General features: G+C 42.0%; 14 protein-coding genes. 8 read left to right on the top strand and 6 right to left on the bottom strand.

The annotated features are described in order from the left end of the window. Positions 1-40: 40 nt before the first annotated feature. Together LAQ65_RS05240 and LAQ65_RS05235 are read left to right on the top strand one after the other, a co-directional pair. Positions 41-1,105 carry a DUF4421 domain-containing protein gene (locus tag LAQ65_RS05240; protein ID WP_224115890.1) on the top strand — a complete coding sequence of 355 codons (1,065 nt, stop codon included), beginning with the start codon at positions 41-43 and terminating at the stop codon, positions 1,103-1,105. Further along, a complete protein-coding gene (locus tag LAQ65_RS05235) occupies positions 1,105-2,502 on the top strand; it encodes a serine hydrolase domain-containing protein (protein WP_224115889.1) in 1,398 nt (465 codons plus the stop codon). Before LAQ65_RS05240 ends, LAQ65_RS05235 begins: the two co-directional genes overlap by 1 nt. Here LAQ65_RS05235 and LAQ65_RS05230 read toward each other — a convergent pair whose 3' ends face one another. Next, the gene (locus tag LAQ65_RS05230) at positions 2,503-3,648 is read right to left on the bottom strand and encodes a lactonase family protein (protein ID WP_224115888.1); all 1,146 of its coding nucleotides are present in this window, start codon (positions 3,646-3,648) and stop codon (positions 2,503-2,505) included. 9 nt (positions 3,649-3,657) lie between these two features. After that, on the bottom strand, positions 3,658-4,308 hold the full coding sequence (locus LAQ65_RS05225; RefSeq protein ID WP_224115887.1) for a J domain-containing protein: 651 nt from the start codon (positions 4,306-4,308) through the stop codon (positions 3,658-3,660). Positions 4,309-4,408: 100 nt separating this feature from the next. Here LAQ65_RS05225 and LAQ65_RS05220 point away from each other — a divergent pair, with 100 nt between their 5' ends. Continuing rightward, positions 4,409-5,329 (top strand): polysaccharide deacetylase family protein, encoded by a 921-nt coding sequence (locus tag LAQ65_RS05220; protein WP_224115886.1) that lies wholly within the window; start codon positions 4,409-4,411, stop codon positions 5,327-5,329. Positions 5,330-5,470: 141 nt separating this feature from the next. On the opposite strand, the gene gcvP is transcribed toward LAQ65_RS05220, so the two are convergent. After that, positions 5,471-8,347 carry an aminomethyl-transferring glycine dehydrogenase gene (gcvP, locus tag LAQ65_RS05215; protein ID WP_224115885.1) on the bottom strand — a complete coding sequence of 959 codons (2,877 nt, stop codon included), beginning with the start codon at positions 8,345-8,347 and terminating at the stop codon, positions 5,471-5,473. A gap of 222 nt (positions 8,348-8,569) precedes the next feature. On the opposite strand from gcvP, the gene LAQ65_RS05210 reads away from it, so the two are divergent. Continuing rightward, on the top strand, positions 8,570-9,055 hold the full coding sequence (locus tag LAQ65_RS05210; protein WP_224115884.1) for a YkgJ family cysteine cluster protein: 486 nt from the start codon (positions 8,570-8,572) through the stop codon (positions 9,053-9,055). 8 nt (positions 9,056-9,063) lie between these two features. Here the strand turns inward: LAQ65_RS05210 and LAQ65_RS05205 are convergent, their stop codons facing one another. Genes LAQ65_RS05205 through folK form a run of 3 tightly spaced genes read right to left on the bottom strand, consistent with a single transcriptional unit; the run spans position 9,064 to position 11,482 of the window. Next, a complete protein-coding gene (locus LAQ65_RS05205) occupies positions 9,064-10,320 on the bottom strand; it encodes an MFS transporter (RefSeq protein WP_224115883.1) in 1,257 nt (418 codons plus the stop codon). A 9-nt stretch (positions 10,321-10,329) separates the two neighbouring features. Continuing rightward, on the bottom strand, positions 10,330-10,962 hold the full coding sequence (locus tag LAQ65_RS05200; protein ID WP_224115882.1) for a deoxynucleoside kinase: 633 nt from the start codon (positions 10,960-10,962) through the stop codon (positions 10,330-10,332). A 40-nt stretch (positions 10,963-11,002) separates the two neighbouring features. Continuing rightward, the gene (folK, locus tag LAQ65_RS05195) at positions 11,003-11,482 is read right to left on the bottom strand and encodes a 2-amino-4-hydroxy-6-hydroxymethyldihydropteridine diphosphokinase (RefSeq protein WP_224115881.1); all 480 of its coding nucleotides are present in this window, start codon (positions 11,480-11,482) and stop codon (positions 11,003-11,005) included. Between the two features lie 57 nt (positions 11,483-11,539). Here folK and sppA point away from each other — a divergent pair, with 57 nt between their 5' ends. The 4 genes from sppA to LAQ65_RS05175 are packed head-to-tail and all read left to right on the top strand — an operon-like array spanning position 11,540 to position 15,408. Continuing rightward, positions 11,540-13,297, top strand: coding sequence for a signal peptide peptidase SppA (sppA, locus tag LAQ65_RS05190; protein ID WP_224115880.1), 1,758 nt, complete (start codon positions 11,540-11,542; stop codon positions 13,295-13,297). A gap of 25 nt (positions 13,298-13,322) precedes the next feature. Beyond that, positions 13,323-14,429, top strand: a complete 1,107-nt coding sequence (locus LAQ65_RS05185; RefSeq protein ID WP_224115879.1) for an ABC transporter permease — start codon at positions 13,323-13,325, stop codon at positions 14,427-14,429. An 11-nt stretch (positions 14,430-14,440) separates the two neighbouring features. After that, entirely contained in the window at positions 14,441-14,896 is a 456-nt protein-coding gene (locus tag LAQ65_RS05180; protein ID WP_224115878.1) for an SRPBCC family protein, read from the top strand. Positions 14,897-14,919: 23 nt separating this feature from the next. After that, positions 14,920-15,408 (top strand): DUF2911 domain-containing protein, encoded by a 489-nt coding sequence (locus LAQ65_RS05175; RefSeq protein WP_224115877.1) that lies wholly within the window; start codon positions 14,920-14,922, stop codon positions 15,406-15,408. Positions 15,409-15,450 lie beyond the last annotated feature (42 nt).

The following is a 15,450-nucleotide window of genomic DNA, read 5'->3' as shown; positions in this document are numbered from 1 at the left end:
GGTTATTACATTTAATTCCTGCAATTTTGCAGGTTAACGTATGTATTTAGTTCGTTATACCATTCTGAAAATATTGTTTGGCTTTGCGCTGATTTACTTCCCGGGAATCATTTTCTCGCAAGACAGTGCACTGATCAAACGGCGGTTTGGGGTCGATACTGAATACATAAAGACTTTTGGGACTGAAATGCCTGTCCGGTTCTTTTTCTCCCAAAAGTATACCGCGATTGAACTAAGCGGTGCCAAAGGAATTGAAAGCGTTCGGTACAGGCCCAACACTACCCTTAACATTGGAATTGGTGCCACTTACAAATTGCTTACCCTTAACCTGGCATATGGTTTTCCCTTTATGAATCGTGATAACCAAAAGGGGGATACCAGATACCTTGATCTTCAAAGCCATATTTACACCAGGAAATTGTCCATAGACTTTAACGGCCAGCTGTACAAGGGCTATTTCCTTTTTCCAAAAGGGTTTGGTAATAATAATAGTGATGCCTATTATCTCCGTCCTGATTTAAGCGCGAAACTTTTTGGATTAACTGTCTATAACATGCTGAATGGCCGTAAATTTTCTTACAGGGCTGCATTATTACAAAGCGAATGGCAGCAAAAATCCTCGGGTACCTGGCTTATTGGTGGAGAGGTATATGGTGGTTCAGTTTCAGGTGATAGCGCGATTATACCTTCGCAGCTTAAGGAACAATATGCCCAAAGGAATGTGAGTACCATCGGTTTCTTTGAACTTGGTCCGGGTGTAGGCTATGCGTACACGATAGTTATAAAGAAACATTTTTTTATAATGGGTTCGGCTACAGCAACCCTCGATCTCGGATTTTCCAGGGAGTTTTTGCAGGAAGATTTCAGGGACCAGTTGAGTATCAGGCCCAACCTGCTCTACAGGGGAGTAATTGGTTATAGTAGTCGCTTATGGAACCTGAATTTCTCCTGGGTGGGTAACAGGATAGCGGTTCGTGGTGAAAGCACACCTGATTTGTACTATTTCAGTACCGGAAATTTAAGGCTAACGCTTTCGAGACGGTTTTTACCTGGCCCAAGGCTAATGAAATATTTGAAATTTCTTGACTTTAAACCTAGGGAATAATGAAAAAAGTGTCTGTTGGATTGCTGAAACGCACAGCTGTACTTTTATTTCTTGCTTTACTGTTGTATGGCGTTCGTTATGCCTGGTTATCTTTTCCCATTATAACAGGATATAATGCAAAAATGGCTTGCTCCTGCGTTTTCCTGAGTGGACGCGAATTGGAAAATGTAGAAGCAGAGGAACTTGGAAGTTTCCCGTTAAAAATGGCCAGTATAAAATTAGATACCAGCGACCATTCGGTTACGGCATCTTTATTTGGCATGGCCCGTCAGAAAGCCATATATCGTCCGGGATTGGGATGTACACTGGTGAATGAAATTCCGGAAGCGGAAATTCGCCGTCAGTTAATAAAGCTTGCAACCCATCCCGACATTAACCAGGATACCATACCATGGCCGCAGGGTGATCTTTTACCTGATAGTTTTCCCCCTGGCGTACAAAGGGAAAAACTTGAAAAGGCTGTCCAGTATGCATTTACCGAAAAAGACCCCGGGAAATTGTGGCGGACCCGCGGGGTAATTGTATTGTATGACGGGAAGCTGGTGGCAGAACATTATGCGCCAGGATTTGACAGGCATACACCCATGCTCAGTTGGTCTATGGCAAAAAGTATTACCGGTACACTTATTGGCATCCTGGTCGGGCAGGGTAAATTGAATGTTCACCAACCGGCTCCTGTTCAGGAATGGCGTTCGGTTAAGGATGGTCGTGAAAATATCAGCCTTGAGAACTTATTGCAGCAAACTTCCGGGTTGGACTTCGAAGAAAATTATTCAAAATCTTCTAGTGCAACCAATATGTTATTTCGCAGGGCAGATATGGGCGCTTTTACTGCCTCAATACCTTATAGGGATAGGCCGGGAACTAAATTCTATTATACCAGTGGTAACACGAATGTATTGTCACGGATTATCAGGCAGACTGTGGGAGAACAGGAATATCATGCTTTTCCGGCCAAAGTATTATTTCATAAGCTGGGTATGTTCAGTGCAGTGATGGAGCCGGATGCATCAGGGACATTTGTAGGATCTTCTTATGTATTTGCTAATGCACGTGATTGGGCAAGATTTGGACTCTTTTATGCTAATAACGGTATTTGGGGAACCGAAAGGATATTACCTGAAAATTGGGTGAAGGAGGCAACGACGCCTTGTCCGGTTGCGCCCCAGGGTGAGTATGGCTACCAGTTTTGGTTAAATGCAGGACAAGCCGGGAATGCGGTTAACCGGAAATTTCCAGATTTGCCATCGGATATGTATTATGCTGATGGCTATGAAGGCCAGTTCGTATTTATAATCCCTTCAAAAAAACTGGTAGTGGTCCGATTGGGACAGACTGCGGGCGATTGGTTTGATGCCAGTGGCTTTCTTTCCCGCATTATTTCAGCCTTGCCCTGATTATTTGATTGGCAGTAACTGCAGGCAAACAGGATTGCCAACGGTAATAATGGTTTGGGTTGGTTTCAATAATCCTGATTCTTTGTCCCTTTTGAATATCCTGATGTCATTAGACTCTTCGTTGGCAACAAGGATATACTTGCCAGATGGTTCAATAATAAAATTCCTGGGTTTTGAACCAAGAACATCCTGAAATCCCAGCAGTTTTAACATGCCTGATAATGGATCGATGCTGTATATGGCAAGGTTATTGGCCTGGTACCTGTTGGATGCGTAAAGAAATTTCCCATCCGGGGATATATGAATATCAGCGCTTCCACGTTCACCTGTATAATTTTCCGGATGCGCATCTATGTGCTGAAAATTGGTGAGGTTGCCATTTTTGTACGTCCAGCTACTTACCTGTCCTCCCATTTCTTCCATTAGATAAACCCATTTCCCATTTGGGTGAAAGGCCAGGTGCCTTGGGCCATTACCGGGAGTTATTGTAATGGCAGGCTTTGAAGCCGGCCTTAGCGGATTTTCAGTTGATGCTTCATTAAACTGGTAGATCATTACTTTGTCTATTCCAAGGTCAGGCACCAACAGGTAATGACCATCCGGAGTAATAACAGTTGAATGAACATGTGGACTTTCCTGGCGGTCCTTATTTGGTCCGCTACCGCTATGTTTTATCAATTGGTACTGGTCTGTTAGACTTCCATCTTTGTTCAATTTGTAAGCAACGAGACTTCCACCACCATAATTAGCTGCAATTGCCCATTTACGATTACTGGATACCGTTATATAACAGGGATAATCCCCCTGGCTGTTTTTCTGGTTCAGTAAACGCAGTTTACCCTGTCGGGAATCAAAAGAAAAAGCATTAAGCTGGCCTGGTTTATCTCCGCCGTTTTCTGTTACTGCATAAACTGATTTTCCATCCCTGGAAATTGTAAGATAAGATGGGTTCTGGATATTTTTTGCTGTATCAACCGGTATTACCATGCCTGAACCTGCGTCAAACCTGTATACATAAATACCTTCACTTGTTCCCTTTGTATAGGTGCCCGTGAACAGATAATATTTTTGAGCCGAAAGAGCCTGGCATAAAAACATTAAAGTAAAAGCAGGAAGTATTTGCCAGGTATTAATTTTCGAACGCATGTGCTGGTTTTAAGCAATTTTATAAATGAGATAACAGATAACTAAAGCTATTGAAATCATCAGTATCCCCTTGTATTTATCCCACAAATATTGTTTTCTTTTTTTCTGGAGTTGTTTATAAATTATAAAGATGATGTCATTACCTGTGCCTGCCAGTTTTACCAGTTTGCCTGATAATGCAGAATAGTACCTATAGGGAAGTGGTTTAGCAGCATTGAGTACAGCCTTGATTATTTTTTCATTGGTATCCACCATTTGCCGGTCTAACAACAAGTTTAAGTGGTTGTCGTTCAATAATTGTTCCAGTTGAACATTCAGGGCAGCATAATTCATTCTGAAAACATCCAATCGCTGTACATATTTTTCGGTCTTTAAGGCATCCTGAAGCAATAGTTCAGGAGTAACTTCATAATTGGTGTGGGAACGAATATTCATTTCGGGATATTGCCACCTTTTTTGGTGGTATTCATTCCTCCTTACCGGATTCGAAAGAACTTCATAAGCTTCCTGGATTTCGTGGAAATGGCGAATTACATAAGGATTGCCAATGTTTTTATCGGGATGAAACCGCATTGCCAGCTTGCGATAAGCCTTTTTTATCTGCGCGGGGGAAGCTCCGGGATGTATTTCCAGGATTTCGTAATAATCCTTAATTACCATACTTGACTTACAAAGGTATGATTGCACAGGTAATTTCAGATTCTGTACAAGAAATAGGATATTGCATCGTTTTTAATAATGATCAATATCCATTTATCGTATGAAAAATTTAGGTAATCCGACATTTCGGCTGGTTTTTTTTATGTTTTGTACTATAATTGGCCTTCAATCCTGTAATTGGGAGGGCCCATCATCGCAGGCCAGCATAATCAGCATACCTGATAAAAAAACTGTAGAAAAGGAGGCTTTTCGGTCTGCTACGGAAAAAACTGCCACTGAAAAAGTGAGTTTGCCTGTTGCTGACCCTGTTGTTATAGCGTCCAGTGATAAGATATTTGCGAGGCCACAAATTCCCATTTTATGCTATCACCAGGTACGCGATTACCGTGCTACGGATTCCCGGTCTTCAAAAGACTATATAGTTCCCCCTTCGGTATTTGAAGCCCAGATGAAGGCTTTGGCTGCTAATGGTTATACTTCAATATTGCCGGAACAGTTATATAAATACCTGGCAACAGGAGAATCATTGCCTCAAAATCCTGTGCTGATCACTTTTGATGATGGCTGTGATGAACAGTTTGATGTTACGCATGCTGTATTAGACCCGTTACATTTTAAGGCTAGTTTTTTTATTATGACCGTGTCAGTTAACAGGCCAAATTATATGAAGGCTGAACAAATCAGGCAATTGTCCGATGAAGGGCATTCTATTGGCTTACATACCTGGGATCACCATAATGTGAAAAAATACCAGGGTACTGATTGGGAAAAACAAATTGAAAAGCCAAAAGTGCAGCTGGAAAAAATCATAGGTAAGCCGGTTCAGTTTTTTGCGTATCCGTTTGGTTTATGGAATGAGTCTGTTATTCCGGAATTAAAAAACAGGGGATTGAAAGCGGCATTTCAATTATCAGTTGCGAGAGACCAGGCAGAACCTTTATATACCATTCGAAGAATAATTGTAACCGGTGATCTTAATGGTCCCCAATTGATTAAGCATATGAATGCATGTTTTAAGTAAATCGTAAATAGTGAATTATGAATGGGAAGAAGAGGTTAGATTAATTGAAAGTTATAAAGGACTTATTATAAAACAGAAAGCTGCCGGCATAAATCACCGGCAGCTTTCTGTTTTAGATTTGCGCATATGGCTTTTTAAAATTTATTCTTCGGCATATGAGCTAACCGGCTCGCATGTGCAAATCAGGTGCCTGTCTCCATAAGTATTATTAACCCTGCTTACGCTTGGCCAGAATTTATTTTCCTTAACATATGGCAGGGGATAAGCTGCAGCCTGACGGGTATAGGGCCTGCTCCATTCATCACTGGTAATGACAAATTGGGTATGTGGTGCATGCTTCAGCACATTACTGACTTTATCATTTGTGCCATTTTCAATGGACCGGATTTCTTCCCGGATTGCCAATAACGCATCACAAAACCTGTCAAGTTCTGCTTTATCCTCGCTTTCAGTAGGTTCAATCATAATTGTTCCAGGAACCGGGAAACTCATGGTTGGAGCATGGAAGCCATAGTCAATAAGTCTTTTCGCTACATCTTCTGCTTCAATGCCGGCAGTGGTTTTGAATGGACGAAGGTCAACTATGAATTCGTGTGCGCAGGTTCCGTTGTGACCGGTATAAAGGATCGGGTAAGCCTGCTGGAGCCGGGCTTTCATATAGTTCGCATTAAGAATAGCAAATTCGGTTGCTTTGCGAAGGCCTTCAGCGCCTAACATCCTGCAATAAGCGTAACTGATCAGTAATATAGATGCTGAACCGTAAGGTGCTGCGGAAACAGCACCTGACTGATGATTTTCACCACTTAAAATCCAATGGCCGGGCAAATGCGGCGCAAGATGGGCTTTAACGCAAATCGGACCCATTCCAGGGCCACCACCACCATGTGGAATTGCAAATGTTTTGTGCAGGTTGAGATGGCAAACATCTGCACCGATCAATCCGGGTGAAGTGAGCCCCACCTGCGCATTCATGTTGGCACCATCCATATAAACCTGTCCTCCATGCTGGTGAACAAGCTCACAGATCTCTTTTACACTTTCTTCGAAAATACCGTAGGTGCTTGGATATGTAATCATTGTGCCGGCAAGTGTACTACTGTATTGCTCTGCTTTAGCTTTAAAATCGGCTACATCGATATACCCGTTTTCAAGGGCTTTTACCACAACAACCTTCATACCGGCCATTACTGCAGAAGCCGGGTTGGTTCCGTGTGCCGAAATGGGGATAAGAATTACATTTCTGTGATCATCTCCATTTGCCAAATGGAAATTCCGGATGGTCAGCAATCCTGCATATTCTCCCTGGGCCCCGCTATTTGGCTGCATACTGCAGGCATCAAAACCTGTTATACTGCAAAGGAAATCAGAAAGTTCCTTGATGATCTGGTGATATCCGGCTGCCTGATCAGCAGGCGCAAAAGGGTGTATTTTACTAAAATGACTCCAACTCAAAGGCATCATTTCTGTTGCAGCATTCAGTTTCATAGTGCAACTGCCGAGGGAAATCATCGATGTATTAAGAGACAAGTCTTTATTTTCCAGTGATTTGATATAACGCATCATTTGGCTTTCACTGCGATGCGTATTAAACACAGGATGCGTAAGGAATTCTGAAGTGCGGGTTAAGGAAGAAGGGATATTGTATAATGCACTTTCATTATCAAAACTGATCCCTGAGGTATTGAGGCCTGCAACTACAGAAAACACATGAATAATGTCCAGGATATCCCTTTGGGTTGTTGTTTCGTCTAAAGAAATACTAATCGAATTGTTGTCCGAATAGCGAAGATTGATTTGTTCTGTAATCGCTGCCTGCTGAACTGCAGTCTTATTGCTTACGGAAATCGTAATTGTGTCGAAGAAAGTATCGTTTACCAGGGGAATGCCAAGTTCTTTCAATCCTTCTGCAAGGCTTCTGGTTAATAAAGCAATTCTTTTAGCAATATTCTGCAAGCCGTCCGGACCATGGTATACCGCGTACATGGCTGCCATATTTGCCAGCAGGGCCTGGGCAGTACAAATATTTGAAGTGGCTTTCTCACGTTTGATATGTTGTTCACGTGTTTGTAAAGCCATTCTCAATGCCCTGTTACCCTCTGCATCAATACTAATACCAATAATCCTTCCCGGAAGTGCCCGCTTAAATTCATCCTTAGCACTAAAAAAAGCCGCATGTGGGCCACCATAACCCAGTGGAACACCAAATCGTTGTGCTGATCCGAATGCAACGTCAGCCCCTAATTCGCCAGGTGGAGTAAGCAGGGTAAGTGCCAATAGGTCGGTAGCCATTGCAACAAAGCCCCCAACGCTGTGAATTTTTTCAATAAAGCCGCGATAATCTTCAATGCTACCCTTGTCATTTGGATATTGCACCAGGGCACCAAAATAACGACCATCTATAGTTGCAGATCTGTAATCACCAAATTCCACTTCAATGCCAATTGGCGTGGCACGGGTAATGATCAGGTCCTTTGTTTGAGGAAAAACATCGTTGTCAACGAAAAACCTGGGTTGGGCAATTACCTCGGTCCTGTTAACATGGTGGAAAAACATGTTCATAGCTTCGGCACCTGCGGTTGCTTCGTCTAATAAGGATGCATTGGCGAGGGGCAAACCGGTCAAGTCACAGACCATTGTTTGGTAGTTCAGTAAGCTTTCCAGCCTTCCCTGGGAAATTTCGGCCTGGTAAGGTGTATACTGTGTGTACCATCCCGGGTTTTCAAAGATGTTTCTTAAAATTACACTGGGGGTCAGGGTGTCATAATATCCCTGCCCGATATAGCTACGAAAAACTTTATTCTTTAAGGAAATTTCTTTTAATTCTTTTAGCAGTTCAGCTTCATTTACCGCATCCGGAACAGCCAGAGGGTCATTTTTACGGATAGATGCCGGTACTGTCTGGTTGATGAGCTCTTCAAGGCTATTATATCCAATGGTAGCCAGCAAATTCTGAGTTGAATGGATGGTGCCTATATGGCGCGCTGGAAATTCATTTGATTGTAATTGGAATAAATTCATAAATGTATCAGGTTGACCTTTTTTGGGATTCGCAAAGGTACAATTTGGCTCCGAAACAATCCCCTGTTTGTTCGGCCATCCGGTAATCGTTTGTTCCCAATTTTTCCACCCGGCGTGAAATTTTTAATTATGAAAAAATTTAATGTAATGGTTTTAAGAAATAGGATGGATATATCTTCTGCTTTAAACAGTAATTTGCAGGAATATTATAGATTTTATTAAATGGCAGAAATTCCAATATTGCAGGACTGGGAAAAAAAGAGTGCTGAGCGGCAAAAACATTATAAACGGTTATTACAAACCCTCAATCCCCGGAAAACCTATGAGGTTTTACCCGAATTACATGCCGAAGCCTTCAGCCATATCAATTGCCTGGATTGTGCTGCCTGCTGTAAGAATTATTCCCCCCGGTTCAAGACTACAGATATAAAGCGGATCAGCAAAACGCTGAAAATGAAGGAAAGCATATTTATTGAGACCTACCTGAAACTCGATGAGGAAGGTGATTATGTCGCAAAATCCAAACCTTGCCCATTTTTAGGGGCAGATAATGCCTGTAGTATTTATGCTGTCAGGCCTTCAGATTGTACCCGGTTTCCTTATACTGATGAAGACGTTTTACTGAAGCGCCCCCAACTTACACTCAAAAACAGCAGCTTCTGTCCGGCAGTTTATTATGTGCTGGAAAAACTTTCGCAAAATATCTAAGTGGGGACTTAATATTCCATTTTTCTTAATGATGGCGATTTCACCCAGGTGCTAAAAACAACCAGAAGGGTCATGCACCCCCCAAAAACTACTGAAGGCACTAATCCCATTAGTTTAGCTGCAACACCACTTTCAAATTGGCCGATCTCATTACTACTATTAATGAACATACTGTTTACGCTCATTACCCGGCCGCGCATTTTGTCAGGCGTTTTTAACTGGAGGATTGTTCCCCTGACGACCATACTTACCCCATCCAAAATGCCACTGAGTAACAGTGCTACAAAAGATAGCCAGAAAATTTTTGAAACTGCGAATACGATTATACAAACGCCAAACCCCCCAACTGCAAAAAACAACTTCCTTCCCTGTTCTTTTCTCATGGGAAACAGGGCAAGCAGCAGCACCACGCAAATTGCACCAATATCTGCTGCCGCATTGAGCCACCCAAACCCGATTGGTCCGACTTTCAGAATATCCTTGGCAAAAACCGGTACCATAGCAACCGCACCGCCAAACAAAACAGCGAAAAGATCAAGGGTTAATGCACCCAGGACTTCTTTTGTATGAACTACGAAACGAATGCCATCAAGTACGCTATCCCAGGTCCTCTGGTTCACCGCTATCGAAACTGGAGGCTTTGGCGATAACCTGGATATGAATAATAATCCTATGCCAATAAAGGTGCAAACCACAGCTAATGTACCCGTCGTCTGAAATCCTGCAATTAAAAAACCTGCAGTGGCATGTCCGCTTACTGAAGCCGTAAGCCAGGTGCCCTGGTTCCAAGTGGTTGCATTGGCTAATAATGCACGGGGAACAACCTGGGCGAGGATAGCGGAAAAAGAAGGACCGGTAAATGACCTTATTAATCCTGTAAAAAAAATAACTGTATAAATGCCGGCAACAGTAACCAGTTTTAAGGAACCATGCTGGTAGGAATAGGATAGGATTAATAATACTATTGCACAACTTAGATAGCCCAATACTCCCTTGATGAGCAATTTACGTTTGTCAGACAAATCGATAATATGGCCAGAATACAATGCCATTGATATGGCAGGAACTGCCTCTGCAAGTCCTACCAATCCCATTGCTAAGGGGTCATTGGTCAGTTCATAAAGCCACCAACCGACCAAAGTCCCCATCATTCGTAATGCCATAATAAACAGAAACCGGCCCATCATCAATCGCCGAAATTCTGGCAATCGTATGCTGGCCATCGGATCGCCCTGCTCTTGGATGCTGTTTTTAATTTCGGTCATGCGTCTTGGTTAGGGAAGTGCTATAAAGTGGCGCCCGTTTTCATAATCTTTTTCAAGGGCGTCAATAACAGCCTTCACGTGTTTTTCATTGCCCAGGAAATCGGCATTGCTGGTGTCTATGAAAAGTGTTTTTATATTATGTTGCCTTATATAATTAGTATATGTTTCCTGGATATTGAAAAGGTATTCATCCGCAATATTCTGTTCGTAAGGCCGGTTTCGCTTCCTGATATTGACCTGCAGTTTTTGAACGGGTGCATGCAGGTAAATCAGGATATCTGGTTGCACCAATTGCTGGTGTATAATATCAAATAGGCTTTGGTAAAGCCTGAATTCCGTTTCGGGTAAATTTACTTTGGCGAATAAAAGGCATTTGGTAAACAGGTAGTCTGAAATGGTTACACTTTGGAACAGGTCTTTGGTATGGATTAATTCTTTTAGCTGCTTATACCGCTCTGCCATGAAAAATAATTCAAGCGGGAATGCAAACTGCGCGGGATTTTCATAAAACTTCGGTAAGAAAGGGTTTTCTGCAAAAGCTTCCAGCACCAGCCTGGCATTGTAATGCTTAGATAATAAATGCGCCAGCGTTGTTTTACCAGCTCCGATATTTCCTTCGATTGTGATAAAATGATAATTCATGGGTGTTCTACAAAGAAAATGGAAACATTGCTATGATTGATCAGATTTTTTGCACACTCAGGGAATCCGGACATTCTTCCAACAATTGTTTTATGGTTTTGCCTGATATGGGGTGCAATATCTGAGGGGCTATTTCCGCCAGTGGTACAAGTGCAAACCTGCGCCTGGTCATTTCCGGATGCGGGATTTTAATATGTTCACTATTGTGAACTTCTTTATCAAAAAGCAGGATATCAATGTCAATTATCCTGGGGCCATACCGGTCACCCCTTTTTCTTCCGATTTTTTCTTCAATCTGTAGTAATTTGGTCATTAAACCTGATGCTGTTAACGCAGTTTCAATGGCCAGAACCTGGTTGAGAAAAGAAGCCTGGTCAGTTTTACCCCAGGCTGCTGTTTCATAAATAGCTGAGCATTCCAGAACTTTCCCGGCCCGTTTGCCAATAAATTCACCGGCTTCTTGCAGGTATTTTTGCCGGTTGCCCACATTCCCCCCTACCAGCAGGTAAGCTTTATGCATAGATTCTGTACTTTACAGCCCAAATATCTGGTAATCCGGTTCTAACAATTCGAATCTATGGCACAATTCTTTAAATACTTTTTTGCAGCACTTTTGGCTTTATTTGTTTTTTGCCTTTTATTGGTTTTCCTGGTAATAGGCCTTGCGGGAGCGATAGCTTCAAAAGATAAAGTCGTTTTGGAACCCCACTCTGTATTGTACCTTGATCTTGGAAAGCAGATAAGGGAACAATCCCGGGAAAACCCGTTTGCCGCATTAACAGGTGAGGATGAACAGGAAAATCCCGGTTTATACGATGTTGTGCAAATGTTACACTACGCCAAATCAGATGACCTGGTTGATGGGATCTATCTGAAATGCGGGTCAAATTCCAATGGGTTTGCCACAAATGAAGAATTGAGGAATGCACTAAAGGATTTCCGGCAATCCGGGAAATTTGTAATTGCTTATGGGGAAGTTATCCCGCAAAAGTCCTATCATGTTGCTGATGTGGCAGATAAGGTTTATGCCCATCCTAAAGGGGGTATTGATTGGAAGGGCTTCGGGATACAATATATATTCTTTAAAAAAGCGCTGGATAAACTTGAAATACAACCACAGATATTTTATGCCGGTAAATATAAAAGTGCCACTGAACCTTTCCGTGAAGAACAAATGACACCCGCCAATAAGTTGCAGTCGCTTGTTTTACTGGACGATTTATACAGGCATTTTATTTTTGGCGCGGCCCAGGCGAGAAAACTGGATTCCGCGAAACTGCGTGCCATGGCCGATAATTATGCTATCCGCACAGCCCAGGATGCTGTAGCTGGCGGATTGCTCGACGGGGTTAAATATGAAGACGAGGTTAAAGAAGAAATCCGGCGCAATACAAATAGCTCCAGTATCGATGATATCCATTTTGTATCCATGTCCAAGTATTCAGAAGCTGTTAATTATAAAGGAGGGAAAGGCACTGATCGTATTGCATTGATTTACGCCCAGGGCGATATCGTAGATGGTCCGGGTGATGAAAACCAGATTGGTGGTGACCGGTTTCGTAAATACATCAGAAAAGCGAGACTTGACAATAAAGTAAAAGCTATAGTAATTCGAATTAATTCTGGCGGTGGCAGTGCTATGGCCAGCGAAAATATGTGGCGCGAAATAAGCCTTGCAAAGAAAGACAAACCAGTTGTTGTAAGTTATGGAGATGTAGCTGCCTCCGGCGGGTATTATATGGCCTGCAATGCAGATAGCATCTTTGCTTTACCAACCACAATTACAGGATCGATAGGAGTATTTAGTATTATTCCAAATCTTCAGGGTTTTTTCAAGGATAAACTGGGCGTGACATTCGATGGCGTCGAAACTGGCCCTTACGCCAACTCACCTTCTATTGCAGAGCCATTAACAGATAGCGAACGCCGGTTTTTTCAGGATGGGGTGGATAGTATTTACCAAACTTTTTTAACGAGGGTTTCAGACGGACGTAAAATGCAGGTAGCCATGGTGGATAGTATTGCCCAGGGCCGCGTTTGGACCGGTAGCCGGGCGATTACCATAGGATTGGTGGACCGTATTGGCGGGTTGAGTGATGCTATGGGTGCCGCAGCAAAACTCGCTAAACTAAAAGATTACAGGGTGAGAGAATATCCTGAACAAATTAGCCTGATAGATAAACTTACCGGGGCATATAAGCAGACTGTTGGCGTCCAGTCCCTGAAAAAGGAAATGGGAGAGGAAGCTTTCCAGTTGTATGAAGACTGGCAGCAGGTTAAAACCTCTGTTGGCAAGGCACAGACGAAAATGCCTTACCGTATTATTGTTAAATAAATAAAATGTTTTCCAAGTAATATTTATGTCCAAACCATACAGCCAAACCAGGGCAATGCTGGCAATAACCAAAGCCAGCTTCAGGGCAATTTTAAAAAGCCCTTCAGCAGTGATTTTCAGTGTTTTCTTTCCGTTAATATTTATTTTAGTTTTTGGTTTTATAGGAAATGGGGGCGGACCGCTTTACAAGATTGCCATTACCCCCGGATCTGATACTAGTAATGCCATATTTGATAGTTTGAAGCAATTCAGGAATATTCGCATTGTCAGTTTTAAGGACAGCACCAGCCTGGAATCGGAACTGGTAAAGGGTAGAATAACCGGCGTGCTAAATATTCAGAAAAACAAAGACTTAAGCGGGAATTCGAATTATTCCCTGTTTTTTAATACAACTACAGCAAGTGCTGATAAATTCTCAACATTTTTGCCCTTACTTGAAAATATTATTTCAAAGATTGACAAAAACAGGCCCAATAATCCGCCATCCACAGCGCAGATAATTCCAACTATCAGGCAGGTTCGTGAATACAGGACCATAGACTTCATTTTACCCGGACAACTAGGTTTTTCTTTACTGAGTTCAGGTGTTTTTGGTGTAGCATTTTTATTTTTTAACCTACGTCAGCAGCTGGTTATCAAAAGGTTTTTTGCAACACCGGTCAGTAAAACTTCAATCGTTTTAGGAGAAGGATTAAGCCGGGTTATTTTTCAATTGATTACTGCTATTATTATTATCGGTATAGGCCATTTTTTATTTCATTTCACACTTGTGCATGGATGGATAACTTTTCTGGAAATCATGGTTTTGAGTTTTATTGCTTTACTTGTATTTATGGGTTTCGGTTTTATTGTCAGCAGTATCTCAAAAACTGAAAGCAGTATTCCACCTTTTGCGAACGTTATTACCCTGCCGCAATTTCTATTGGCGGGTACTTTTTTTTCTATTGAAGTTTTCCCTCAATGGTTGCAGCCTTTTTGTAAAATTCTTCCTCTCACTTATTTCAATGATGCAATGCGGAAAATTGCTTTTGAAGGCGCGCATTTAACAGACTGCTGGCAACAAATTGGCGTGCTGCTCCTATGGGGTTTGGTTGTCTATTCTACCGCCATTAAAATTTTCCGTTGGGAATAAATCCAAACTCAATGCGACTTATTAAACTTGCAATTCTCAGCGCTGTCTTTTTTTTTCTCTTACTATCCGCTTTTACTTTATTAATCCCATCGCATATCAGGATTTCAAGGGCAATTGATATTTCAGGGAAAAAAAGCACTGCTTTGCCTTATTTGCAACAATTATCTCATTGGCCTGACTGGAATGCATATGCCAGGGATTCAAGTGGCCATTTTAAAATAACCTTAACTGCAGTTACCGATAGCCTGGTAACCAGCAAATGGAAGGTGGGAAGCAAAGAATTTTACAGTGGGCTGGCATTATACGAGACAAGGGAGGGTACACTTACCGTTCAATGGTATTTTGATTTTCACCTGAAATGGTATCCCTGGGAGAAAATTGGCAGTATAGTTTATGATCGCCAAATGGGGCAGGTTATGCAGGAAAGCCTAATTAATTTGAAGCAGCTTATAGAATCGAATCCTTAACTTTAATAAATAAAAACTAGCATATGAAATATCTGTTTCTGGCAATTGTTGCCATTAGTTCAATTTTGCCTGCCTGTGCACAAGAACGGAAAAGTCCACATGAAACTGTTACCGGTGGAAATATTAGTATTACATACGGTCGCCCTGCAAAGAAAGGCCGTGAAATATTTGGTGCCCTGGTGCCCTACGGACAGGTATGGCGGGCTGGTGCAGATGAAGCCACGGAAATTACCTTCAAAAAAGATGGTTCATTGGGCGGAAAGGCTGTTAAAGCAGGAACTTATACCTTATTTATTACCCCAACCGAGAAATCCTGGACCATTATCCTGAATAGCCAGCTTAAGCAGTGGGGTGCTTTTGATTACGAGAAAAATAAAGCTAAGAACGTATTGGAAGTTTCAGCTCCTGTAAATATGCTTGGTGCTTCAACTGAATCATTTACAATTAAAATAGCCGGTGGTAAAATAACTTTTGAATGGGATAAAACCCAGGTTTCTGTCCCTGCATCCTGATATGAACTACATCATTTTGTAAAGAGCTGCCCTAAAGGCAGC

This window comes from Flavihumibacter profundi (genome assembly GCF_020076305.1).
Classification (GTDB): domain Bacteria; phylum Bacteroidota; class Bacteroidia; order Chitinophagales; family Chitinophagaceae; genus Flavihumibacter; species Flavihumibacter profundi.
Note: the sequence above shows the minus strand (reverse complement) of the source record. Positions and strands in the feature narration are given on the sequence as shown.

Excerpts from the sequence above, each read along its gene's own strand:
- LAQ65_RS05220 (WP_224115886.1), top strand. The coding sequence starts at position 4,409 with ATGAAAAATTTAGGTAATCCGACATTTCGGCTGGTTTTTTTTATGTTT.
- folK (WP_224115881.1), bottom strand. The coding sequence starts at position 11,482 with ATGCATAAAGCTTACCTGCTGGTAGGGGGGAATGTGGGCAACCGGCAA.
- sppA (WP_224115880.1), top strand. The coding sequence starts at position 11,540 with ATGGCACAATTCTTTAAATACTTTTTTGCAGCACTTTTGGCTTTATTT.
- LAQ65_RS05235 (WP_224115889.1), top strand. The coding sequence starts at position 1,105 with ATGAAAAAAGTGTCTGTTGGATTGCTGAAACGCACAGCTGTACTTTTA.
- LAQ65_RS05240 (WP_224115890.1), top strand. The coding sequence starts at position 41 with ATGTATTTAGTTCGTTATACCATTCTGAAAATATTGTTTGGCTTTGCG.
- LAQ65_RS05205 (WP_224115883.1), bottom strand. The coding sequence starts at position 10,320 with ATGACCGAAATTAAAAACAGCATCCAAGAGCAGGGCGATCCGATGGCC.
- LAQ65_RS05175 (WP_224115877.1), top strand. The coding sequence starts at position 14,920 with ATGAAATATCTGTTTCTGGCAATTGTTGCCATTAGTTCAATTTTGCCT.
- LAQ65_RS05230 (WP_224115888.1), bottom strand. The coding sequence starts at position 3,648 with ATGCGTTCGAAAATTAATACCTGGCAAATACTTCCTGCTTTTACTTTA.
- LAQ65_RS05210 (WP_224115884.1), top strand. The coding sequence starts at position 8,570 with ATGGCAGAAATTCCAATATTGCAGGACTGGGAAAAAAAGAGTGCTGAG.
- LAQ65_RS05200 (WP_224115882.1), bottom strand. The coding sequence starts at position 10,962 with ATGAATTATCATTTTATCACAATCGAAGGAAATATCGGAGCTGGTAAA.
- LAQ65_RS05180 (WP_224115878.1), top strand. The coding sequence starts at position 14,441 with ATGCGACTTATTAAACTTGCAATTCTCAGCGCTGTCTTTTTTTTTCTC.
- LAQ65_RS05225 (WP_224115887.1), bottom strand. The coding sequence starts at position 4,308 with ATGGTAATTAAGGATTATTACGAAATCCTGGAAATACATCCCGGAGCT.
- gcvP (WP_224115885.1), bottom strand. The coding sequence starts at position 8,347 with ATGAATTTATTCCAATTACAATCAAATGAATTTCCAGCGCGCCATATA.
- LAQ65_RS05185 (WP_224115879.1), top strand. The coding sequence starts at position 13,323 with ATGTCCAAACCATACAGCCAAACCAGGGCAATGCTGGCAATAACCAAA.